Here is a 22,986-nt window from a genome sequence, read left to right as displayed (position 1 = left end):
GTGGAACCACGGGTTAATCACACACTCGTCCCTATCTGCGGGACGGGTGTGTTTTTTTATATACAACAATGAATAAGGAGTGTTCTAAAATGAGTAAACATGTACACATTCAGCTTCCGGACGGACAGATCCAGGAATATCCGAAAGGCATCACAATCAAAGAAGCGGCTGGTTCTATCAGTTCCAGTCTGCAAAAGAAGGCGGCTGCAGGTCAGGTCAATGGCAAGCTTGTTGATCTCAGTTTCAAGCTGGAGGAGGATGCTGAGCTTTCGATTGTTACACTCGATTCACAAGAAGGCTTGCAGGTGCTTCGCCACACATCAGCGCATGTGCTGGCCCAAGCAGTAAAACGGCTGTACGGCGAAGTGTCATTGGGGGTAGGGCCTGTGATTGAAGACGGCTTCTACTATGACATGAAGCTGGGGAAAAGCTTGGCATCAGGAGACTTAGAGGCCATCGAAAAAGAAATGGAACACATAATAAATGAGAACCTTGAAATCAAACGTATGGAGGTTTCTTACGAAGAGGCTGAAGAGCTGTTTGCACAAAAAGGCGAGCGGCTTAAGCTTGAGATTTTAAAGGATATTCCGCGCGGGAAGGATATCACACTGTACCAGCAAGGGGAATTCGTTGACCTGTGCCGCGGGCCGCATCTTCCTTCTACAGGGATGATCAAGGCGTTCAAACTGACAAGAGTATCAGGCGCTTATTGGCGCGGAGACAGCAAAAATGAAGTCCTGCAGCGGGTGTACGGGGTTGCGTTTCAAAAGAAAAAGGATTTGGATGCGCACCTGCATATGCTGGAAGAAGCGGCAAAACGAGACCATCGCAAGCTCGGCAAACAGTTAGGGCTGTTTATGTTTTCTGAAGAAGCGCCGGGGATGCCGTTTTATTTGCCGAAAGGGCAGATTGTCCGCAATGAGCTGGAGCGCTTCTCGCGTGAGCTGCAAACAAATGCCGGCTACGATGAGGTACGTACGCCGTTTATGATGAATCAGCGGTTATGGGAGCAGTCAGGCCATTGGGACCATTATCGCGACAATATGTACTTTTCAGAAGTGGATGATACAAGATTCGCAATGAAGCCGATGAATTGTCCCGGCCACATGCTCATCTTTAAAAACAGCCTGTATTCTTATCGGGATCTGCCGATTCGCATGGCGGAATTCGGACAGGTGCATCGCCATGAATACAGCGGCGCTTTAAACGGAATGCTTCGCGTTCGGACGTTCTGTCAGGATGACGCCCATATTTTCGTTCGGGAGGATCAGATTGAGAGTGAGATCAAAGAAGCGATTCGGCTGATTGATGAGGTATATCGGACATTTGGTTTCGAGTATTCTGTTGAGCTTTCGACTCGCCCGGAGGATTCATTAGGCGATGACAGCCTTTGGGAAGCGTCGGAACGTGCCTTAGCACGCGTCCTTGAGGAGCTTGGCCTCTCTTATGAGATCAATGAAGGCGATGGGGCGTTTTACGGGCCGAAAATTGATTTCCACATAAAAGATGCCCTGAAACGGAGCCACCAATGCGCGACAATTCAGCTTGATTTTCAAATGCCGGAAAAATTTGATTTAACATATATCAACGAACTCAATGAGAAGGTTCGTCCCGTTGTCATCCACAGAGCGGTTTTCGGCTCAATCGACCGTTTCTTCGGCATTTTGATCGAGCATTACGGCGGGGCTTTTCCAGTCTGGCTCGCACCGATCCAGGTTCAAATCATACCGGTTTCGCACGTTCACTTAGACTATTGCAGAAAGGTGCAGGCGGAGCTGAAGCAGGCGGGGATAAGAGCCGGCATTGATGAGCGCAATGAGAAGCTGGGCTATAAAATCAGAGAATCGCAGGTGCAAAAAATTCCGTACGTGCTGGTGCTTGGAGATCATGAGGAGCAGGAGGATGCGGTAAACGTCCGCCAATTCGGATATCAGCAGAATGAACAAGTTCCTTTTCAGACATTTAAAGATGAGCTTGTGAAACAGGTGGAAAATCGAGGCATGTAGGATAAAAGCTGTGAATTCATATTTTGCTTTTTTGACTTTCCCTATTCGGAATCAGTAAAATAATAAGTAAATCATATCGTTCGTATGTTATGAATGCATCTCGAAATGGGGAAATTGACATGGACCATGACAAACTGGAAGCAAATTTGCTGGATCACGCACTTACAAAATATTTGAAAAGCACGAAGCAATTAGATGAAGCCACCGTTCCGAAACACGTGAATAATGTAAGAGGGTTTATTCTGCGGATCATATACAGACATGGGAGCTGCACCATAAAGGATATTTTGAAGGAGGTCACACTGTCTCCCTCTGCCACGACCACAGCTCTGAATCATTTAGAGCAGGAAGGGTTTATTGAGAGATCCAGAAATAATAATGACCGCCGCACTGTATGGATTACGCTTTCTGAATCGGGCCGGGGAGCGGCTGAACAAATGATTGAAAACCGCCAGCAGCTGATTGACGGCATGTTTGAACGTTTAACAGCCGAAGAGAAAGAGACGTTCTTGGCGATTATTGCGAAGCTGGCTCAATAGGGATAATAAAAGCCGGTGCGCGAAGCGCCGGCTTTATAGAGATTATTCCATATCGCTCAGGCGTTTGCCTGCGACGGCATAATGGTCTTTTCTCATTTCTTCTATAAAGACAACAATTTTTTCTTCAGAAGCACCGGTTGTTTCCTTTACGGCTTCTGTTACTTTCTCGACAAGATTGCGTTTTTGCTCGTCTGTACGGCCTTCGAGCATTTTGACAGTTACGTATGGCATGGGTGCTGAATCCTCCTTTATCTCGTTTCCTCTCTTTAGAAAAAGAGGCTTCTTATAGTATACTGAATAAAGTAAATTCTTGCATTTTGAGAAAGAGGGATATCTCACTTGGACCGTTTTTTATATTATCCGTTATCTTTAATGCCATACCTCGTCATCACGCTAATTGTGTCGTTTACGATGCACGAGCTTGCCCACGCTTATGTCGCATACAAATTCGGTGACGATACGGCGAAAAAACAAGGAAGACTGACGCTGAATCCCATTAAACACCTTGATCCGTTCGGAACCATTTTGATTTTGGTGGCCGGATTCGGGTGGGCGCGCCCCATTCCCGTGAATCGCCGCTTCTTTAAGAAACCCCGGCTTGCTGGTGTGCTCGTATCTATAGCCGGGCCCGTCAGTAACCTGATTCTTGCGTTTATCGGTTTCTTTTTGTTAGTGTTGATGCATGCGTACGGAATGGAAATGCTTGCGGCGTTCAGCACGGGGCTGGATCAGTTTTTTTCCATTTGGATACAGCTGAATCTTGTCTTGTTTTTATTTAATCTGCTGCCGCTTCCTCCGCTCGATGGCTATCGAATTATAGAAGATCTCGTTCCGCCGGGCGTGCGTGCCAAAATGACGCAGGCGGAGAGCTACGGCTTTATCGTATTTTTGGTGCTGTTTGTGACACCGCTAGGATCTTACGTGCTGTGGCCGATGCTCAATGCAGGAAGAGATTCGATTTTAAAGCTGTTTTCAGCGATATTTCAACCGCTTTTGTAGGAGGTAGAACTTCATGGAAGAAAAAAAGAAAAAATCAATCGGGTTTAATATTATCAAAAGTGATCCGACAGACGGACACGGCGGTTTTGGCGTAGGGGCACTCAGCCTTGATAACATTTCTCCCGTATTCGTTGATGTAGAGGAAAAAGAAGCGTTCGTAGACATCGGCGCCATGCATGCCCGCAGCACCGTCGAAAAAGGAATTAAATTTCTCCCGAATAAAGAAGAAGTTCCGAACGGAAAACCATACTGGCTTGTGTGGGTAACGATTGACAGAAAAGAAGAGGGGCCTTATTACGCTGGTGTGACAGCCTGTGAAATGACGGTCGACAGAAGCATCAGAAGAGGCTACAAGTCGCTGCCTGAGCATGTGAATTTGATGGATAAATCCATGAAACGGAAAATCATCGTTGATAAAATGGACGACAGCTCGAAGCGTGTACTAGGCGAATTTCTGAAAAAGCATGATCAGGGCCTATGGGACCGTTCCTCAGATGAATTAAAAACAAGCCTGCTTCCAGAAGATGATTAATTTGTGAATTTTCTGTGAACTTTTAAAGTATTTGAGATATTTTTCGTAAACATTGAGTAAACTGGTGATACAGAAATAGGACATGGAAAATCCCGAGCCGAAACAAGACTCGGGGTTTTTCATTTTTAGGGGGATATGATGTACGAAACCATTCGAGTCGGCGATTGGTTGATAAAAGCCGACGTGGAAGAAACGAGAAAGCAATATGAGAAAGAAATAGAGGATATGTGTGAATGCGGTAACTGTCTTAACTATTACGAGGCAGTGAATGAACTGCCAGTCCAAAAAGCACAAGTATTAGAAAGTTTCGGCCTCATTCCGTCCAAATGCACAGATATAAATTATCATGGGGTAAAAAATCATCTGCACTTTTATATAGCGAGTTATTTTATAGTAGGCCGTATTGTTGAAGGAAAACAAGAATGGAATCCGAAAAAGATTGATTTCTCGTGGCATATTTCATTTTCAGTGCCGCAACACCAAATTTACATTCCTAAGGGTTTTCCAAAACCAATTATTCAGCTCGATTGTGTTACGCTTCTTCCATGGGTCATTGACCAACCATACGAATAACCCGGCCTCCGAGGAGCCGGGTTATTTTCAATGATGTCGCCCCAGCCATTTGTCCCACCACTTTTTCTCGGAAGCGGGCTTTTCTTTGGATGGAAGCCGGTCTTTTGTTTGTTTTGCTGGTTCTGCCCCGTAGCACACGTTTGCTGGTTCTGTGCCTTTCACAAAATATGTGTAATGCTTAGCGGCGCAGCCGGGACCTGATGAGTAGCCTGTTTCTGGATCAATGTACACACCGGTTACGCCTTTTGGCGGCTTGAACGCCGTTTCTGGTTCGCCTTTGAGCGCGTCCTCCATGAAGTCCGCCCAAATGGTTTTAGCATAGCTTTTTTCTTCGACCGAGTCGATGGTGCTGTTTTTGTCATAGCCAGTCCAAACACCTGCGGCCAGCTTCGGATTGAAGCCGATCATCCAGCTGTCTGCGCTGGTGGTTCCTGATTTTCCGGCATACGTTCTTGTCAGGCGGTTGGCTATCGTTCGCCCCGTAACCGACGTATATCCATTTAAATCGGTATCAAACATGCCTGTCATCATACTCGCTGTGACAAAAGCGGCTTTTTCATCAAGCACCTGTTTATGCTGATTCGGGTTTTCGTACAGCACGTGGCCGGCTGCGTCCGTTACCCTTGAAATAAAAGTCGGTTCGATTTTCTTTCCGCCATTTGCGAGCATGGCATAGGCGTTGACCATCTCAATCGGACGCACGGGTTCGGTGCCGAGTGCCAGAGACGGCAGTGCTTGAAGAGGGGCGGTAATGCCGAATTCCTTTGCCGTCTTTACAAGTTTGTTCGTGCCGAGAAAAAGATGCGTTTTCACAGCGTAAATATTGTCGGAAAGCGCCAGCGCCTGCAGAAGCGTAATCGGCTTGTTGGCATAGTATCCGTTATAGTTGCTTGGAGAATAGGTTTCTCCCTTTGCATCAATTTGAAACTCGGTTTCTTCGCTTTTCATCAAAGTGACTGGCGTAAATCCGCTCTGAATCGCTTTATAGTACAGCAACGGCTTGATCGTCGAAGCAGGCTGGCGCTTCGCCTGTGTCGTCCGGTCAAACGGGCTTTTTTGATAATCCCTGCCGCCGACAAGGGCGAGAACGTTTCCGGTGCGGGGATCAATGGCTGAAAACCCGACTTGAATGTCAGATCCCGCGTTAACCGTTTCGGTAATGGTCTCCTCGGCGATGCGCTGCATCCGTTTATCTACCGTTGTATAGACGTTTAACCCGCTCGTTTCAATTTGCTCCCGTGTCATGCCGAGCTTTTTCTCCAGTTCTCTCATGGCATTGTCATAGAAGTAAGGAGCCTTTCTCTTGGAAACTTGTTTATTCAAAGGCTGATAGGAAAGAGGTTCCTTGATCAGTTCATCCGCTTTCTTCTGGCTGATCATCTGCTGCTTTTCCATCATCCGCACAATCGTTTTCTGGCGTTCCTTGGCCTTCGTCTCATTGACATACGGTGAATAGCCGGAAGGGCCTTTCGGGATTCCTGCCAAAAGCGCCGCCTCCGCATCCGTCAGGTTTTTGGCATGCTTGCCGAAATACAGGCGGGAAGCTGCTTCAATGCCGTAGGCGCCGTGGCCGTAGTAAATCGTATTTAAATAGCCTTCTAATATCTCGTCCTTAGAATAGTTTTGTTCCAGACGGATCGTGTAGAACGCCTCATTCCATTTCCGTTTCCACGTTTTGTCGTGTTCAAGGTATAAGTTTCTCGCATATTGCTGGGTGATGGTGCTTGCACCCTGAACCTTGGCAAATGCTTTCAGGTCGGCAAGCGCCGCGCCGGCCATGCGTTTATAATCAAAGCCGTGATGATCGTAGAAATTCTGGTCTTCAATCGCCACTGTCGCTTTTACGATTGTCGGATTCATGTCCTTTAAGGGGACCCAATAGCGCTTTTCGCCGTAGTTCGTTTCCCCGAGCTTTGAGCCGTCACTCGCATACAAAATCGTGGATTGCGGCACTTGCACCGAGGGAGCGCCCTGGTATTTGGCTATCAAAATGACAGTCATAAACACGGCAGCTGCCGCCAAGGCCGCAAAAGCCCCTAAAAAGATAAAGGCGCGAACGGTTTTCAGCGTCAGTCTCAGCCGTTTATTTGTCATTGCATCCACAACGGGTTCCCCCTTTTTTTATGTTTCTACTATTATGAGAAAAAAAGATCGTTTTTAAACATCGCAGAATAGGACGCATCTTTACTTTTTCCCCGCCATCCTCTATACTTTTTCCTTAGGTGAAAATGAGATTTCAACCGAGAATAAAAGCTGATAAGACGCTTACAATAAATGAATACAGCCTCGAAAGGGAGATGACAATTGAGCGAACTTTGGTACACAGAGAAGCAGACGAAAAACTTTGGCATTACGATGAAGGTTAACAAGACGTTACATACAGAACAAACGGAGTTTCAGCATTTAGAAATGGTGGAAACAGAAGAGTTCGGCAACATGCTGTTTTTAGACGGCATGGTGATGACATCTGAAAAAGACGAATTCGTTTATCACGAAATGGTGGCGCATGTGCCATTATTTACGCACCCAAATCCGGAGCACGTTCTGGTAGTCGGCGGCGGTGACGGCGGCGTTATCAGAGAAATCCTGAAGCACCCAAGCGTGAAAAAAGCGACACTTGTAGATATTGACGGCAAGGTGATCGAATACTCTAAAAAGTTCCTTCCTTCTATCGCAGGCAAACTGGATGATCCGCGCGTTGACGTGCAGGTAGATGACGGATTTATGCACATTGCAAAATCTGAAAATCAATATGACGTCATCATGGTAGATTCGACTGAACCAGTCGGACCGGCTGTAAACCTGTTTACAAAAGGATTCTACGCAGGAATCGCTAAAGCGCTGAAAGAAGACGGCATTTTTGTCGCACAGACGGACAACCCATGGTTTACACCGGAATTAATCACAAATGTACAGCGCGACGTGAAGGAAATCTTCCCGATTACGAAGCTGTATACGGCGAACATTCCGACATATCCGAGCGGTTTGTGGACATTTACAATTGGCTCGAAAAAATATGATCCGCTTGCAGTGGAAGACAGCCGTTTCTTCGATATTGAGACGAAATATTACACAAAAGATATTCATAAAGCGGCATTTGTTCTGCCGAAATTTGTGAGTGACCTGATTAAATAATGAAGGTATGGCGCAGGAGCGAATCTTGCGCTTTTTTACAGGAAAGCGAGGGTATTATAGATGAGATTTGATGAAGCTTATTCAGGAAAAGTATTTATCGCGAGCCGTCCCGAGTGGGAAGAGGCGGACGCCATTCTTTACGGCATGCCGATGGACTGGACAGTCAGCTATCGCCCGGGCTCACGCTTTGGTCCAAGCAGAATCCGTGAGGTGTCAATCGGCCTTGAGGAATACAGCCCATATTTAGACCGCGATCTGGCTGACTTGAACTTCTTTGACGCCGGCGACATTCCGCTGCCGTTCGGAAATCCGCAGCGAAGCCTGGATATGATTGAAGAGTACGTGGACAGCATTTTAGAAAAAGGGAAGTTCCCAATGGGTATGGGCGGGGAGCACCTCGTGTCATGGCCTGTCATTAAAGCGATGTACAAGAAATACCCAGACCTTGCGATTATCCATTTTGACGCACATACAGATCTTCGTGTTGATTATGAGGGGGAACCGCTTTCTCACTCCACGCCGATCCGTAAGGCGGCAGAATTGATCGGACCGCACAATGTGTATTCATTCGGAATCCGTTCCGGCATGAAAGAAGAGTTTGAATGGGCGAAGGAAAACGGCATGCACATCTCAAAATTTGAAGTGCTTGAACCGCTGAAAGAGGTGCTTCCGAAGCTGGCGGGCCGTCCGGTTTATGTCACAATTGACATTGACGTATTAGACCCTGCACACGCACCGGGTACAGGAACGGTTGACGCCGGCGGCATCACGTCTAAAGAACTGCTTGCATCCGTCCATGAAATTGCGCGTTCAGAGGTAAACGTAAAGGGCGCTGATTTAGTGGAAGTCGCGCCGGTATACGACCACTCAGAGCAAACGGCAAACACAGCCAGCAAAATCATCCGTGAAATGCTGCTTGGGTTTGTGAAATAAGTAAACATCCAGACGATGTCTGGATGTTTTTTTATTCCCAGTCTTTACAAACATCAATCCATGCTTTTGAGAAAGAAAATTCGGATAATTCTCCTCAATAGCGGAGTTTCTGCTGCCGCATGCGAAGAAAACAGTCTCAAACCGTTTCAGCGATACATCTAGATAAACCTCAAGATCATGAGCCAACCCAAATGGGCAAACACCTCCAATTTCATGGCCTGTCTGCTCCAGTACCTCATTAGGAGAGAGCATTCTTGCTTTAAAGCCAAATGTTTGCCTGAACTTTTTGTTATTAATCTTGGCATCGCCGGCTGCCACAATCAGAATCGCCTGATCTCCTTCCCCTCTGAAGGACAGGGTCTTGGCGATTCTAGTCGGGCTTACGCCGATCGTCTCAGCTGTCTGTTCAACACTGTCGCGCTCGACGTTTCGAACTCCGTCACATCATTTTCTCGATTCCACTGTGTAAAGTGGGTTCTCACACTTTACAGAGACATGCTGCATTTCCACTCTCTTCAAGATTATTGAAAAAAATCATAGCATGAACTGGGAGATTGGGTAAAGAGGGGACAAAAAAACCGCCGATGGACGGCGGTTTAGATCATGGCGCGTTGTGCAACATCAAAATGTTCTGTTGATGAATTTGATACTTCGACTGTGATAAATACAGCACTCACAGCTAAACAAGCGAGTAATAATTTATACTTCCATTTCATATAAATTCACCCCCCCTTGAATGTGCTGTCTTGCTTCTTCAACCTTTAAAAAGTAATGAGATGCTTTTTTGTAATTTTCCTGTTGATGATAATATTTAGCAACATCAAGTGCGAAGTCCTCAATATCTGCATACATCATTTTACTTTCAAGAAAAACAAAACATTTTTCTATCCGTTCCTCATCCGGTCCAGACAAGTATAAAGATTCCAAAAATTCAAACTCCGTTAGATACACGGTATCTCCCGCAGCTGCAGAATACTCTTTTCCTTTTTTATGATATTCACAGGCGTTATCAATCTTACCTAATTTAAAATAAATTTGTGTAATTAGGAAAAAAGCTTGTGGCAGTGAAGGGAGCATTTTAGATCCTTCAAATACTTGAATAGATTTTTTTACATACTCTATCGCTGATTCAAAACTGTTTTGGTTTTGCTTGCAGAGTGCTATGTTATAAAGTGTTCTTCCCATTAATTGGGGCTGTTGCTCTGTTTTTGCAAGTGTAAAGGCTTTTTGAAAATGGGCAATTGCTTTTTCGTATTGTTTTAAATCCAAAAAGTTGGCTCCGAATAAGGACTGGCATTGAATCATTCTGATATCATATGTAGTCTGTTCACTGTATATTTCAAATGCTTGACGTGCATAGTCCATGGAGACATAAGTTTGTTTCATATAATAATAGACTTCTGACATTTTGAAAAAGAATTCAGCTTTATCGATTTTATCTTTCACAAAAACCAGCTTGCTCTCAGCTTTTTTAAAGAATTGAATGGCTAATACATATTCCCGCTGATCCAGCTCATACATGCCTCTGAAGAAATTAAAATAGTACTCAAGCAGACCAGTTAAACGAGCCTGTTTTTTATCAATCTCAAGCAGCAGATCAGACAGTCTCGGCTGTTCCTCAATCCTCATTTTTTCTAACGGTTCAAGGTACTCAAGCATCAGGTTGTGCCGAAACTCCATCAGTGAATAGTACAAATGAAGGTCTTGATCTTCTTCCATTTGATCCAGTTCTTGCTTGATTTCTCGTCGCAAATATTCTGCATCGGGTATGCTGAATCGGCGTATGTACATATACCATTCGTTAATCTTTTCTCCGATGGAAGAAGAAGATATGACACCTGTCACGTTTGCAAATCCCTCCCTTCATAATTCTATATATGTCATATTTTATCATCAACATTCTTGTGAGAAGCGCAAAAAAACCGCAATTTTTTCTTTCGTTACACCGCATGTTTGGAGATATATTTTCAAAAAGAAGCGTTTACCCTCAGCAATTTGTACAAGCAAACACGTTAACCTTCCATATTCTGTTATATCTGCGTGAGCAGTGTATGTCTGAAAAGGAAGTGAAGGAATGAGAAAAAACAAGCTTTCCTTTAAAGAAAAAGCAGGAGCAGAACAAGAAGAATGCTTATGTTTTTGTGAGGGAGAAGCAAGCCGAGAAGCCATGTTTCAAGCGCCGATTGAATTACCTGAAGGGTTTGTCGTTGATCCGGCTGAAGCTGTTGCAAACGTGACGTGGAATGCAGACAGCCTTTCTTGTGTCAGTGACCGTTGCTTAATTCAAACGGGGCCAGAGCCTGATGAGGTCGGTGTTCAATTTGCAGTGCGCCTGCAGGGAACCGTTACGCTACTCGTCAGTGTCTCACCTGTGCGAAATCAATATGGACAAGGGGACGGGGCTGTTTCCGTCATTCACAATGCAGAAATCGATCAAGTCGTCTATTATTCCGATGAACCGGATGATTGCCCGGATATCAGTGACATCACGATTGAGAACCTTGTTGTTGTTCCGCCGTTTTACGGCAGTCCTTTATCGGTGACGGGGACGATTGTGCTTGTACCGGAGCCGGAACCCGTCTACGCGTTTACAGCGAATCCAAATGATCAATCAGTTTCTGTGATTGATACAAACACCCATACTGTTGTGACAACGATTGCTCTTCCGTACAATCCGGCAGGTATTGAAATTACGCCAGATAAAAGCGCTGTGTTTGTCTTACATCCCAACAATAATGTGATTTCTGTCATCGATTATGACACATTAACAGTGACAGCAACTATATTGCTGGATCAGCCGCCTCGATTGATTAGATTTATCCCTAATCATGAGTTTGCTTATGTTTTCACCGGTACTGCCATTTATGTGATTGGAATTGATACGTTGACTGTTGAGAGGTCTATTCCTGTAGAAGGTTTTGATATTGCAATTGACCCCAATGGGTTGTTCGCCTATGTTCTTAATTTTGGGTTAGTGCAAAAAGTGGACTTATCTACCGGTGAAGTCTTAGGAACGATTGAACGAGAGCTTATCGTATCATCCATAGAAACAGATTCTACGGAGCGGTATGCGTATGTATTAGAACAAGAATTCTTATTCAATTATTTGACGGTTATTGATTTAAATACGTTTACGATCAGGGATACCCAAGAGCTGGAGCCTGACGGGCTATATGTAATGTTTACGAGTGGATCAGAGGTGTATTTACATGACAGCTTCACTGGCAATTTATATTCTGTCAGTCCGAATGGAGCAGGTGTAATTGGAAATCTTCCGCAATCAGCAACAGACTATGCGTTTACCCCGAATGGCGATTTTCTGTATGCAACTCGTTTTATAGAGCAGAGCATCATTGTTTACAACACAGATGATTATTCTGAGGAAACTGTGATATCTCTTGGGGTTTCACCGGGTGCCATTACGATTTAACCGCTGCATGTTGTGCATTTCTAAAAGGACGTGAAATCATGAAAAAGAATGATCTTTCTGCTTTACAGGAAAATTGTTTCTGTTTTTGTGATGAGGAAATTAGCCGGGAAGCGCCGTTTCAAGTGCCGATAGATTTCCCTGAGGGCTTCAAGGTTGATACGGCCGAAGCGTCAGCGGCTGTTACATGGAGTACAGACAATTTGTCCTGTATCAGTGAGCCTTGCTTAATCCAGACTGGGCCGGAACCAGAAGATATCGGTGTTCGATATGCTGTGAGAGTACAAGGGACCATTACGCTTCTTGTCAGTGTGTCGCCTGTACGAAATCAATATGGACAAGGCAATGGGGCGGTTTCTGTGATTCATACCGAAGAGATTGATCAAGTTGTTTATTATGCAGCACAGTCTGGCCGCTGTCCTGATTTCAGTCAAATAACAGTGGAAGATCTGCTCATTGTACCGTTCTACGGCAGTCCGCTTACGGTGACCGGGACACTTGTTTTACCGCCATCACCAGACCCTCAATCGTATGTGTTTACTGCCAATACTGGAGACAGCACGGTTTCGGTTATTGATGCAGATTTAAACACTGTTGTAAAAACAATCCCTTTTTCTGACGTGCCAACTAATCTAGGCGTTACTTTCGATAAAGCATTCACGTATGTCCTCCATGGAAATACCAACCTTGTCTCAGTGATTGATAATAAAACATTAACTATCATAAATACCATTACTGTTGGAGGAGGGCCGAGAAAGATCGAATTTGATCCAACAGATGAGTTCGCATACGTGATGGCCGCCGGATCTATATATGTGATTAACACGGCCTCTCAATCGGTCATTGATGTCATTCCGATACCCGGCTCTTTAGACTTTGCTCTTGATCCGAATGGACAGTATGTCTATACCGCTAATGGAAGCAGTTGGTCGGTTGATAAATATGATGTAAATACTGGGCAGTTGGTAGAAAGTATCATAGATTCATTTGAATTTCCCAGTTTAATTGCAACTCCTTACGCTGGAAATTTTGCGTACGTGTTGAATGGTGAGTTGTGGCCGAAAGGTGTAACGGAGATTAGTTTGTCTCCATTAAGCAGGGGAGGGGACTTCAGCCGTTTATTTGAAACGCTGATGACGATTGTATTTTCTCTCGATAGTACTAGAGCTTATTTTCTAGAGCCATATAGTGAACCGTTTCTCATTAATAACTTATATGTAGTTAATACGGCCAGACAGAGGATCATTGCAAACGTGTCTCTCCCCGGCGCCTTTGACCTCGCCGTAACGCCGGACAAACAGTATATTTATGCGGCACAGCCCAACGACAATGCTGTGACCGTGTACCGCACAAGTGATTATACAGCCGTGACGGTGATTCCGGTTGGCGCGGGTCCGTCTGCGATTGCGATGTAGCTATTTTATAGATCAAGAGAAGCGGTGCTGCGATAAGAGAATCGTTTATAAATAAATGATCCGATTTGTTGGATGGCAGCCAGGATAATCAGAAACAGAAGTTCACTTATAGAGAAACTGAGCATCCACCAAATCCCGGCTGCTGCCAGCACTCCCGCAAACACTTTTCTGAACAGGCTGCCGTGCCGGAAAAGCTGCCGCATATACGTTCGCATGCAAAACAATAAATACAGAATCAGTAGCATCGCAAGTCCCATTGAAAGGGCAGGGGGCGTGTGAAGGCGGAAAGGGACGGCTTTAACGATTTCGAACATGCAGCCGAATATGATGACTTGGCACAACACGGCAGCCATCACGTATGTTTGGCGGACGTTTTTATAGCTGTCACGCAGCGATTTGACGTCTTCTGCATATCGGCTGCACAAGTTGTGTTGCTGAAAGTCACAGCAGCTTTGATGAGACTGTGTGAGTTTCTGAAAAGCTGCTGTCATGTTTTTCACGGATTGGGTGACATAATGAAGATAGAGAAAAGCAGGCAGCATCAGGAGGGCAGCGGTACAAGCCAGCAGCCCGAGCCGCACAGCATCATTGTTGATCATCTGTACATATTGGGCGGCGGCTTCGGCAACGGCCTGAACCCAGCCGAAGGAATAAGCCGCCATACCTATAAGCAGCAATAAAAGGGTAAAGACAGTGTTTTTTTTCATTGTCTGATCGCCTCTTTCTGAGAAATGTGAATGATCGCTTTGTTAGAAGATGCCATTGCATCAATGAGAGACAAGAAAACCTGCGCATCCATATCTTGAATGATGTGGTACATGTCAAGAAACGAGCAATCGCACCTGTCACACTCGGCTGCCCACTCGAAGCATTTACGCACATAATCGCTGTCATAAATGATCGCGTCTGTCAAAGAGTCCTTGCCGTATTGAAGCCAGGCGGCAACCTGTTCTTTCTTCTGTGTGACATAGTATGAAGCCACATCGATATAAGCTGAAGAATGGGTCCCTTGACTGTGAAGGATCAAGAAACCGCCATCCTCATAGATATAAGTCTCGGCTGACAAACGATCGATTTCTAGGCGGTACGTTTGCTGAATCTCTTGAAAAAACGGTGAATCTAATTGAAATAGAATACGAGCCGCGATATCCCAATAAAGCTTTATCGCCAACAGATCGTTTTGCCCGGGAAGTGCGCCGATCTGTAATCCGGTCCATGTATCTTCCATCCGCTCCTCATCACCCAGCACCATTTTTTGTGAGAGGGCTGGAGGGCATGCCGGGATGATTTTTCTTTCAGCATGATAATCCGGACGTTTTTCCAGCTGGAGGTGAGGAGGCAAAAGCGTTTCTGTATTTTCTGAGCCCCCAATCAAAAACAGCGTCATCCGATGGGCTTGGTAGGCAGCCTTATAGGCTTTTTGTAAATCACTGATGTCCAGCGCCTCAATATCTTCGATTCTGCCTGCGGGGAAAACGGCAGCTGGTGAGGAGGGAGAAAGCATGCTGATCAGCTGATAATGATATGAGAGCTGATGGTTAAGGTGTGCTGTTTGAATTTCGCTTGTAATCACAGCTTTTTCCTGAGCGACAATCTTCTTGTCAAATGAGTGGTTCCATAAAGCATCAAGCAGGATGGGGATCGTTTGTCTGAGCCGATCCGGTAATGAGGTAAACATGAAATTGGTATCGGTGTAGGTAGTGAATGCGTTTAAAAGCGCGCCATGCGCAAAAAAATCACTGTACAGATTGCGGCCGTTATGCCAGAAGAGAAGATGCTCTAAAAAATGCGCTGTGCCATACGGAAGCAGTGTATCACCGGATTCTGCCCGTATACATACATCCCGGCTTCCAAAATCAATTTTTACATTGCACAGCCGCAGGTGGGCGCGGGGGAATTTCAATCTGAATATTTTTAGTCCGCTGTCTGTGTATCTGATATCGGTTCGTTCATCCAGTTGTTGAAAAAAGGCTTTCTTTTCCATCTCTTCATCCCCTTACTACATGAGCTCCGATATAATTGATGGTCGCTATGAATTGCAATACATCACGGCATGTAACCGCTGAGATGCCATCCAGCAAGGCTTCTTTCGTGCAGGAGAAGCGGCGCAGGATCCCCATATAGGCCAATAGACCTTCGGGAGAATCGAATTGCAGCAGCAATTCATTGCGTAAAAACTGCTTTGCCTGTTCTAGTTCCCGCTCATCTGTATGAAAAGCTGAGACAGCTTCCAAAACGCGCGGGGGAATGTCTATCTCATGAAGCTGATCTGTACATATTGAAACAAGCAGCAAATTGTTCATGACATCGTAACGGGTGATAACGTGATAGACTGCCAGATCCTTCTCTCTGAAGTGCTTGAATAAAGCGGAATGGCCGTACTTTCCCAGTAATCCGTCTATTAGCTGTATTTTGATATAATCGCTGGCATCTTTCATCTCTCCGCAGTCAAATCCGAGTGTCAAGACGGAAGGACCTGCAGCGCTGCGTGTCTCTGTTTCAAACACATGCCGGTTTACGGGTATTCTTTCGGACGTTACAGCGGACGTTTGCGGGGCATGTCCCCGAACATCACATGCTTGTACTTGTCCCAATATGTTCAGCTGTTTTTGCTGGGACACTAAATCAACGATAAAGTCCGTTGCGTCGAGAAACCGTTTAGGATGAATCGCCTTTATCCTGTCTTTCCGGCCAAACATGCCTGTGCCGTACATCGGGTTTCCGAAGACCTCCTCAGCCAAGCGCGCCGCCGAGTAGGAGAAAGGATCAGTGAATTTCTTTTCGATTCTCAGCAGCAGCTCATTCCTGGCCTTTTCAACTGCTTCGAATGAAAGAGAAGAAGGGAAAGACAAGTCTGCAAAAGTTTTCAGCAGGGCGTCAACATGAAGATTCCCGTTATATAATGGGTGAATCAAACGGGTCCCGCAGGTTTTCAGCTGCTGATCAAAAAAGAGATTCGCTGAGTACATGAAACGGCTGCCGGCAGCACAACCGAAAGCGTCAATAATTTGCTCCTTCAGGTATGCGGCGGCGCCGTAAAAATAAATCGTTTCTTCCTCAGGTTCCGCCGCGCTTTCGATCGGTTTCAGAAAGCTCGCGGCGATTGAAATAGTTGAAAATTGATGAGTCTTCAGCAGGTTAACTTCCAAGCCGTTCTCTTTTGCTTGTATCAAAGAAACCACCATCCTGTTTTTGCAGGTAATAGACTATGACCAGACCGGCTATCGGAATGACCGCCAAGGATACAGCGGTGCCGGCTAATGTGGCTAAGAATAGGGGAAGACAAAACAGATAAGACCGATATTTTGAGAAACCGCTCCATAGCTGCTGCTCCGTCTGCCAGCTGAAGGAGGGCCTTTTTTCATCCGCAGTTAACCTGATAAAAGCTCCCGCCAGCAGCAACTCAATGCACTGCAAAAAAGTGAGAACTGAAATCGGACGGCCGCTGATGAAACCCACAATCATCACGACAAGGAGAAATCCGCCTGCCAATAGGCCTGAATAAAAGCGATATTTCGCCCAAAACATCGTTTTCCGCTTGATCGGAAGCGTGATAAGCAGCATCCGGTCATTTTTTTCAATCGAATACAAAAGGGCGATCGGCGAGCAGATGAGCAAAAGCGCGGAAATCACGATATAAACCACTTGCTGATTGAAGATGCCGGTATTCATCATCTGGAACGAAAAGAAGCCGCTGAACGCCGCCATTACCGCGTAATTTAACAGCATCGCTTTAGAAGAGATAAATCGGTTCCATTCTCTTTTGTAAAACGAAAATTCAGATCGCCGCATAAATGAATGCATCTTGCTCTGCTGCGGAGGCGCCTGCAGAAAGACAGGAAAGTCAATGATCACCGCCCACAGCATATGCACCGCGCAAAGCGGAAGCGTGGCGGCCGGCATCAAAGCGGCGCTGATACATACACAGGCGAATATCGCCGCATGCAGCAGAAACATCAAGTTCTTCTTTTTGACGAAGTGGTTGCTTAGCACAACTCCGAAAATAATGGAGTAAACGGTAAAAAACGAAAACCTGCCGAGCCAAAACAATGTTTGCGCCCCTGACAGCGTTCCGTTTCCAAATAAGAACAGCGGTAAAATAAAAAAGAATAAAGTTCTTCTCAAACAGGTATCGACAAACAAAACGACACTCTGGGCGAGCCAAAAGCTCCGTGAAGAAATCGGCAGCAGGCAGCTCAGTTTCATATAAGATTCCTTCCATTGAGATGTCACAGAAAGAAACACCATATATGCGTTCATTAAGAGAAGCGCGAGTATGATATACGTTTTGCGCAACACCGATTCATCAATGCCGGCCTGGCGAATCAGCCCGATTTCAAACACGGCCAGAATGACAAGGCCTGCGGCAATGCGGATGGCGTCCTTTTTCCCTTGCCGGCTGTAAAGCTGTTTGAACAGCAAAGACATGATGGGGATTATGTTATTCATGGCCGATCACCTCGAAAAATTCCCGCCGCAGATCGGTCTCCTCTCCAATCGGAATGACCTTTTGGATCTGTTTGTTGTGAAGAATAGCCGCGTAATCACAAAATCTTTGCACGACATCGAGCAGATGAGAAGAAAACAAAATGGTCCCGCCTGCTTCACAGTACTCGCGCATTTTCTGATAAAAAACCTCTATCGATTCCACATCCAAACCGACGAGCGGCTCATCCAAAATAAACAGGGGAGCGCGCAGCAATAAGCCTGTCATCAATACAACTTTTTGCCTGTTCCCCAAGGACAGCTCCGAAATTCTCCTGTTGATGTATTTTGAAAAATGAAAGGCCTCGGCCAAACTGGCAAACTGCTGCTCTGAAAAATCCTTTTGATAAAGCGAATGGACGAAAGACATATAGTCCTTCGCCGTAATTTCTGTAAATAGCAGCGGATAATCGGCGGCGAAGTAACGGTGAGTCTTCAGCTGATCTGATGTTTTCTGCGGCATGCCGGCCTCCGCTTCAATTCCGCACAGTGTAAAGCGCCCGCTGAAATTGCGGTTCACGCCTGTCAGCGTATTAATCAGTGTCGTTTTTCCGGCGCCGTTTACCCCAAGCAACCCGTAAACGGCGCCTTTTTCTAAATGTAAATCCACTTGTTCTAAGATGACGTTGTCCCGTTCATACCAAACGGATACATCGTGTATATCCAAAATGCTCATCGCGAGTCAGCCTTCCGCGCGCGCATTCCGAACAGAATGGCAATGGCAATGAAAATCAGCGTAAACAGATAGTCGCTTTTGACAAAATAGACGACTGCGCCGATGACAAAGATAAATGAAAGGATATACAGTAAAATTCTTCTTTGTGCTGGTGACAAATCGTTTCCCTCCTAAATAAGCTGGACCACGTCTTCTAATTGTTCATTTTTCGCCCAAGAGCAAATGTTTTTCCGGTGATATTTGTTAGAGTTCAGCCCTTTTAAGTAACAGCCTCCGCAATAGCCGCTGAACGGGCATTTGTCTTTCATGCAATGTTCGCTGAACCGCGGCGCTTGCGCTTGCCACAGTTTATGGACGAGAGGGGAGTTAAAGATGCTTACATAGGAATCATGAAAAATATTTCCCAATGAAAATTCCTTTGGAAAGAGGGCGCAAGGACGTACTTCGCCGAACGGGCTGATCACAATGGACTTCCAGCCAGCGCCGCAATTTGCCGCGCGTTTTCTCTCATAGGGAATAATCGGAATCAGATCTTTAAACTCATCAATCACATTTTGCTCGTATTCCATAAACTTGCGGTGCTGCTCGGCGTCTTTCGTTGGATGGACAATATCTCTGCCTCTTCCGAAATCATCAACCCAATTGTAAGAAAACGCCTTCGCCCCGAGATCCCGAACCTTTTGGGCCATATCGTGGATTTCCCACATGTTTTTTTCGAAGACAGACATGGCGACTCTGACAAATATACCGTGGTCACTCAACAATTTTATCGTTTTACAAGTTTGGGCAAAAGAGCCTTTTCTCCCTCTAAAGGAGTCATGGACCTCGGAATTGACACTATCAAGAGAAATGCCGACGATGATTTTTTGCTTGTAAGCCTTCAAAAGCTCCAAACTCTCTTTTCGCATGAGTGTTCCGTTTGTTAAGACAGCGACTTTTTTGAACTTTTTACACACATAGTCAAGAATCTCATTGGCATTTGGATGGACAAAAATTTCCCCACCCGTGATTTCGCATGTCAATACACCGTTATCAAACAGCATATCAGCCGTTTTTTTGAATTGCTCAATCGACACGGTGCCGAGCGCTTCAGGTGAGCTTTCCAAATAACAGTGGGCGCATTTCAAATTACAGCGGTGCGTCAGTTCAAAGGTGGCGTGCAGGGGCATCGGAAATTCATTGCTTCCGCTCGTGGTGATTGTATGGCGGCTGGCCCGGTTTCCAAGCTGGATCACCTGCTTGTTCTGGAGCATGTTGAGCATGTCGTAATACCAATCTTTATGGTCTTCCGGTGATTCATCATACACTGCACATTGCTCAGCTAAAATCTGCTCAGCTGTTTTTTGGCCATCCATGCGCATGCAGAGCTCGTAAGCCGTTTTGTTGAGATCCAAATACTCAAAGTCAGAAATGGAGACATTATCGCGCAAGTAGTCGATTTCTAACACGCCACCCTCAGGAAGCTGGTGAACCCTTACACTTTCATTAATAAATGGAAACATCTGCTCTATAAACAAAATACCATCCCCTATACATATGATTCAAATGAAAAACGGTTGTGTATGTATATCCAAGAGGTAGATTTTAGTTAAAAATTGTAATTTACTTAAAAAGGGCATAGTAGAATGACTATGCCCTTTTGGGAGATCCTTACCCCCATAGACCGAATAGACCTGTTGCACCGGCAATTTCAAAATCAGGGATAGGACCGTCCACTAGACAAGCGGCTCCGATCGAGCATGTTGCACAACCTTTGTTTTCTACAATGACAGCTTTTTTCATAATTGAATCCTCCCTTTTTTTGTTTTTCTAGCAGATCTATGTTGTACTTTTATCTTAAAACTATCAAATTACTAATTCAATACATATATTTTGAAAAAAATGTGAAAAGGAAATGATAGATTTCGGAAAAATGTAACATTTCCTAAAGGTAATTAGTGATATGATTTTCTCTTCTATATAAGGAAATGCTTTTTATGAGGTTTATCTTCAAATCTGATGAGCAATGATGGTAAGATAGAAGCAGTTGAAGTTTACAAACCGAATGATTATACTATTCAAGTCAAAGTGGAATGATGAAAAGGACGTGTCAGAATGAAGCAAGAGACACCGATAACACTCCATGTGAAGTCTGTGATCGAGGATGACGGAAACCAAGAAGTCATCGAATTCCGCACCACCGGATTTTACTATGTAAAACAAAATAAAGTGTATCTATCTTATTATGAAGAACACGACTTAGGCAAAGTCAAAACGATTGTGAAAGTAAGCGAAGGCGAAGTCCTGGTCATGAGGTCAGGCGCTGTCAAAATGAATCAGCGTTTCGTAACGGGAGCTTCCACAATTGCTAAATATAAAATGTCATTTGGTGAGCTTGAGCTGAAAACAAGCACAAAATCGATTCAATCTGATCTCGATGAAGAAAAAGGCCGTATCAGCATCGCATATGACATGCATGTCGGAGACGAGCAGGAGCATTTACATAATATGACGATCACGTATGAGGGAGGAACTCACGCATGAACATTGCGGAACAAATGAAGGACGTGCTGAAAGAAGAAATCAAAGCGGCCGTTCTGAAAGCGGGACTGGCTGAAGAAAGCCAGATTCCCAATGTTGTTTTAGAAACACCGAAAGATAAAACACACGGCGACTACTCAACGAATATGGCGATGCAGTTGGCAAGAGTGGCAAAAAAAGCGCCGCGTCAAATCGCTGAAGAGATTGTCGCTCATTTTGATAAAGGAAAGGCTTCGATTGAAAAACTGGATATCGCCGGCCCGGGTTTTATCAATTTCTATATGAACAATCAATATTTAACAAAGCTGATTCCGTCTGTACTGGAAGCAGGGGAAGCATACGGGGAAACGAACATCGGAAACGGTGAACGAGTTCAGGTAGAATTCGTATCAGCGAATCCGACGGGAGACCTTCACCTCGGGCATGCGCGCGGGGCGGCTGTCGGCGATTCCTTGTGCAACGTGCTTTCAAAAGCGGGTTACGATGTAAGCCGCGAATACTACATTAACGATGCGGGAAACCAAATCAACAATCTGGCGCTTTCTGTTGAAGTCCGTTACTTTGAAGCACTCGGATTGGAAAAACCGATGCCGGAGGATGGCTACCGCGGTGAGGATATCATTGCGATCGGAAAGCGTCTCGCTGAGGAATACGGTGATCGTTTCGTTAACGAAGAGGAAAGTGAACGCCTCGCGTTTTTCCGTGAATACGGCCTGAAATACGAGCTGGAAAAGCTTCGCAAGGACTTGGAAAACTTCCGTGTGCCGTTTGATGTGTGGTATTCAGAAACTTCACTGTACCAAAATGGAAAAATCGACAAGGCGCTTGAAGCGCTCCGCGAAAAAGGCCATGTCTATGAAGAAGACGGCGCGACTTGGTTCCGTTCCACGACTTTCGGCGATGATAAAGACCGCGTATTGATCAAGAAGGACGGCACGTACACGTACCTTCTTCCTGATATCGCGTATCATAAGGACAAGCTTGACCGCGGCTTTGATAAGCTGATCAACGTTTGGGGCGCCGATCACCACGGCTACATCCCGCGTATGAAAGCGGCAATCGAAGCGCTGGGCTATGAAAAAGGAACGCTTGAAGTAGAAATCATTCAGCTCGTTCACCTTTACAAAAACGGCGAGAAAATGAAAATGAGCAAACGGACCGGTAAAGCCGTAACGATGCGTGACCTGATTGAAGAAGTCGGCTTGGATGCCGTGCGTTACTTCTTTGCAATGCGAAGTGCAGACACCCATATGGATTTTGACTTAGATCTTGCTGTATCAACATCTAACGAAAACCCTGTGTATTATGCACAATACGCGCATGCCCGTATTTGCAGCATGCTTCGCCAAGGGGAAGAGCAGGGACTTAAACCGGCGGCAGATCTTGATTTCAGCCATATTCAATCAGAAAAAGAATATGATCTGCTGAAAACGATCGGCGGCTTCCCAGAGGCAGTGGCGGAAGCAGCGGAAAAACGAATTCCGCACCGTGTCACAAACTATATTTATGATCTGGCTTCTGCTCTGCACAGCTTCTACAACGCAGAGAAAGTCATCGACCCTGAAAATGAAGAGAAGAGCCGCGCGCGCCTGGCTTTAATGAAGGCAACGCAAATTACGCTGAACAATGCGCTTCAGCTGATCGGCGTATCGGCTCCGGAAAAAATGTAATCACGATCAAAAGGACAAAGTCTTCGGGCTTTGTCCTTTTTTTATGAGAAAAACGTGTGATGTAATTCACAATCCT

Annotated in this window: 25 protein-coding genes, 1 pseudogene and 1 other annotated feature (1 of these 27 only partly in view); of the genes and pseudogenes, 12 read left to right on the top strand and 14 right to left on the bottom strand. The window is 45.3% G+C overall.

What is annotated here, in order from left to right:
• Positions 1 to 36, top strand: a binding site (T-box leader); it begins 186 nt to the left of the window's first position.
• A 53-nt stretch (positions 37 to 89) separates the two neighbouring features.
• Together thrS and NSQ16_RS19590 are read left to right on the top strand one after the other, a co-directional pair.
• The gene (thrS, locus tag NSQ16_RS19595; protein WP_106610794.1) at positions 90 to 2,006 is read left to right on the top strand and encodes a threonine--tRNA ligase; all 1,917 of its coding nucleotides are present in this window, start codon (positions 90 to 92) and stop codon (positions 2,004 to 2,006) included.
• A 119-nt stretch (positions 2,007 to 2,125) separates the two neighbouring features.
• Positions 2,126 to 2,545, top strand: a complete 420-nt coding sequence (locus NSQ16_RS19590) for a MarR family transcriptional regulator (protein WP_003227535.1) — start codon at positions 2,126 to 2,128, stop codon at positions 2,543 to 2,545.
• A 42-nt stretch (positions 2,546 to 2,587) separates the two neighbouring features.
• On the opposite strand, the gene NSQ16_RS19585 is transcribed toward NSQ16_RS19590, so the two are convergent.
• Entirely contained in the window at positions 2,588 to 2,776 is a 189-nt protein-coding gene (locus NSQ16_RS19585) for a 2-hydroxymuconate tautomerase (RefSeq protein WP_003222038.1), read from the bottom strand.
• Positions 2,777 to 2,884: 108 nt separating this feature from the next.
• Between NSQ16_RS19585 and NSQ16_RS19580 the strand changes: the two genes are divergently transcribed.
• The 3 genes from NSQ16_RS19580 to NSQ16_RS19570 all read left to right on the top strand — a co-directional run bounded on the left by NSQ16_RS19580 (position 2,885) and on the right by NSQ16_RS19570 (position 4,649).
• Complete coding sequence (locus tag NSQ16_RS19580; RefSeq protein ID WP_003243167.1) at positions 2,885 to 3,544, top strand: site-2 protease family protein; 660 nt, start codon at positions 2,885 to 2,887, stop codon at positions 3,542 to 3,544.
• 13 nt (positions 3,545 to 3,557) lie between these two features.
• On the top strand, positions 3,558 to 4,076 hold the full coding sequence (locus tag NSQ16_RS19575; RefSeq protein WP_014478300.1) for a YwhD family protein: 519 nt from the start codon (positions 3,558 to 3,560) through the stop codon (positions 4,074 to 4,076).
• A 138-nt stretch (positions 4,077 to 4,214) separates the two neighbouring features.
• Entirely contained in the window at positions 4,215 to 4,649 is a 435-nt protein-coding gene (locus NSQ16_RS19570; protein WP_106610793.1) for a hypothetical protein, read from the top strand.
• Positions 4,650 to 4,676: 27 nt separating this feature from the next.
• On the opposite strand, the gene NSQ16_RS19565 is transcribed toward NSQ16_RS19570, so the two are convergent.
• Positions 4,677 to 6,752, bottom strand: a complete 2,076-nt coding sequence (locus tag NSQ16_RS19565) for a transglycosylase domain-containing protein (RefSeq protein WP_043858873.1) — start codon at positions 6,750 to 6,752, stop codon at positions 4,677 to 4,679.
• A 201-nt stretch (positions 6,753 to 6,953) separates the two neighbouring features.
• On the opposite strand from NSQ16_RS19565, the gene speE reads away from it, so the two are divergent.
• Both speE and speB read left to right on the top strand, forming a co-directional pair.
• Positions 6,954 to 7,784: a spermidine synthase gene (gene speE / locus NSQ16_RS19560; RefSeq protein ID WP_003227543.1), complete on the top strand. Its 831-nt coding sequence runs from the start codon at positions 6,954 to 6,956 to the stop codon at positions 7,782 to 7,784.
• Between the two features lie 60 nt (positions 7,785 to 7,844).
• The gene (speB, locus tag NSQ16_RS19555) at positions 7,845 to 8,717 is read left to right on the top strand and encodes an agmatinase (RefSeq protein ID WP_003227545.1); all 873 of its coding nucleotides are present in this window, start codon (positions 7,845 to 7,847) and stop codon (positions 8,715 to 8,717) included.
• Between the two features lie 31 nt (positions 8,718 to 8,748).
• On the opposite strand, the pseudogene NSQ16_RS19550 reads toward speB, so the two are convergent.
• The 3 genes and pseudogenes from NSQ16_RS19550 to NSQ16_RS19540 form a co-directional block, all read right to left on the bottom strand.
• A pseudogene (locus NSQ16_RS19550) lies at positions 8,749 to 9,199 on the bottom strand (YbaK/EbsC family protein).
• A gap of 114 nt (positions 9,200 to 9,313) precedes the next feature.
• Complete coding sequence (locus tag NSQ16_RS19545) at positions 9,314 to 9,433, bottom strand: PhrC/PhrF family phosphatase-inhibitory pheromone (RefSeq protein ID WP_014665774.1); 120 nt, start codon at positions 9,431 to 9,433, stop codon at positions 9,314 to 9,316.
• Positions 9,417 to 10,562, bottom strand: a complete 1,146-nt coding sequence (locus NSQ16_RS19540) for a tetratricopeptide repeat protein (protein WP_080529921.1) — start codon at positions 10,560 to 10,562, stop codon at positions 9,417 to 9,419. Before NSQ16_RS19540 ends, NSQ16_RS19545 begins: the two co-directional genes overlap by 17 nt.
• A gap of 2 nt (positions 10,563 to 10,564) precedes the next feature.
• Between NSQ16_RS19540 and NSQ16_RS19535 the strand changes: the two genes are divergently transcribed.
• From NSQ16_RS19535 to NSQ16_RS19525, 3 genes are read left to right on the top strand one after another with little or no spacing between them, the layout of a single operon-like run.
• Complete coding sequence (locus NSQ16_RS19535) at positions 10,565 to 10,795, top strand: hypothetical protein (RefSeq protein WP_069703618.1); 231 nt, start codon at positions 10,565 to 10,567, stop codon at positions 10,793 to 10,795.
• Positions 10,792 to 12,147 (top strand): YncE family protein, encoded by a 1,356-nt coding sequence (locus NSQ16_RS19530; RefSeq protein ID WP_015250986.1) that lies wholly within the window; start codon positions 10,792 to 10,794, stop codon positions 12,145 to 12,147. The genes NSQ16_RS19535 and NSQ16_RS19530 overlap by 4 nt, the downstream gene beginning before the upstream one ends.
• Before the next feature lie 38 nt (positions 12,148 to 12,185).
• Positions 12,186 to 13,559, top strand: a complete 1,374-nt coding sequence (locus NSQ16_RS19525) for a YncE family protein (RefSeq protein ID WP_230488586.1) — start codon at positions 12,186 to 12,188, stop codon at positions 13,557 to 13,559.
• A gap of 5 nt (positions 13,560 to 13,564) precedes the next feature.
• Here the strand turns inward: NSQ16_RS19525 and albG are convergent, their stop codons facing one another.
• The 9 genes from albG to sboA are packed head-to-tail and all read right to left on the bottom strand — an operon-like array spanning position 13,565 to position 20,502.
• Positions 13,565 to 14,266 (bottom strand): antilisterial bacteriocin subtilosin biosynthesis protein AlbG, encoded by a 702-nt coding sequence (albG, locus tag NSQ16_RS19520; RefSeq protein WP_327836339.1) that lies wholly within the window; start codon positions 14,264 to 14,266, stop codon positions 13,565 to 13,567.
• Entirely contained in the window at positions 14,263 to 15,543 is a 1,281-nt protein-coding gene (locus tag NSQ16_RS19515; RefSeq protein ID WP_032722698.1) for a pitrilysin family protein, read from the bottom strand. The genes albG and NSQ16_RS19515 overlap by 4 nt, the downstream gene beginning before the upstream one ends.
• Before the next feature lie 4 nt (positions 15,544 to 15,547).
• Complete coding sequence (gene albE / locus NSQ16_RS19510) at positions 15,548 to 16,708, bottom strand: antilisterial bacteriocin subtilosin biosynthesis protein AlbE (RefSeq protein WP_080015532.1); 1,161 nt, start codon at positions 16,706 to 16,708, stop codon at positions 15,548 to 15,550.
• Positions 16,698 to 18,008 carry an antilisterial bacteriocin subtilosin biosynthesis protein AlbD gene (gene albD / locus NSQ16_RS19505; protein WP_038829818.1) on the bottom strand — a complete coding sequence of 437 codons (1,311 nt, stop codon included), beginning with the start codon at positions 18,006 to 18,008 and terminating at the stop codon, positions 16,698 to 16,700. Before albD ends, albE begins: the two co-directional genes overlap by 11 nt.
• Positions 18,001 to 18,720: an ABC transporter ATP-binding protein gene (locus NSQ16_RS19500; RefSeq protein ID WP_029726076.1), complete on the bottom strand. Its 720-nt coding sequence runs from the start codon at positions 18,718 to 18,720 to the stop codon at positions 18,001 to 18,003. The genes albD and NSQ16_RS19500 overlap by 8 nt, the downstream gene beginning before the upstream one ends.
• A complete protein-coding gene (gene albB, locus NSQ16_RS19495) occupies positions 18,717 to 18,878 on the bottom strand; it encodes an antilisterial bacteriocin subtilosin biosynthesis protein AlbB (RefSeq protein ID WP_003222006.1) in 162 nt (53 codons plus the stop codon). The genes NSQ16_RS19500 and albB overlap by 4 nt, the downstream gene beginning before the upstream one ends.
• A 12-nt stretch (positions 18,879 to 18,890) precedes the next feature.
• Positions 18,891 to 20,237, bottom strand: coding sequence for a subtilosin maturase AlbA (gene albA, locus NSQ16_RS19490; protein ID WP_038427989.1), 1,347 nt, complete (start codon positions 20,235 to 20,237; stop codon positions 18,891 to 18,893).
• Positions 20,238 to 20,261: 24 nt separating this feature from the next.
• The gene (gene sboX / locus NSQ16_RS19485) at positions 20,262 to 20,414 is read right to left on the bottom strand and encodes a bacteriocin-like protein SboX (protein ID WP_010886632.1); all 153 of its coding nucleotides are present in this window, start codon (positions 20,412 to 20,414) and stop codon (positions 20,262 to 20,264) included.
• On the bottom strand, positions 20,371 to 20,502 hold the full coding sequence (gene sboA, locus NSQ16_RS19480) for a subtilosin A (RefSeq protein WP_003222002.1): 132 nt from the start codon (positions 20,500 to 20,502) through the stop codon (positions 20,371 to 20,373). The genes sboX and sboA overlap by 44 nt, the downstream gene beginning before the upstream one ends.
• 312 nt (positions 20,503 to 20,814) lie before the next feature.
• Between sboA and NSQ16_RS19475 the strand changes: the two genes are divergently transcribed.
• Together NSQ16_RS19475 and argS are read left to right on the top strand one after the other, a co-directional pair.
• The gene (locus NSQ16_RS19475) at positions 20,815 to 21,243 is read left to right on the top strand and encodes a DUF1934 domain-containing protein (protein ID WP_003243604.1); all 429 of its coding nucleotides are present in this window, start codon (positions 20,815 to 20,817) and stop codon (positions 21,241 to 21,243) included.
• The gene (gene argS / locus NSQ16_RS19470; RefSeq protein WP_003227570.1) at positions 21,240 to 22,910 is read left to right on the top strand and encodes an arginine--tRNA ligase; all 1,671 of its coding nucleotides are present in this window, start codon (positions 21,240 to 21,242) and stop codon (positions 22,908 to 22,910) included. The genes NSQ16_RS19475 and argS overlap by 4 nt, the downstream gene beginning before the upstream one ends.
• The last annotated feature ends 76 nt before the right edge of the window (positions 22,911 to 22,986 follow it).

This window comes from Bacillus sp. PS108 (assembly GCF_037963335.1).
Classification (GTDB): Bacteria; Bacillota; Bacilli; order Bacillales; family Bacillaceae; genus Bacillus; species Bacillus subtilis.
Note: the sequence above shows the minus strand (reverse complement) of the source record. Positions and strands in the feature narration are given on the sequence as shown.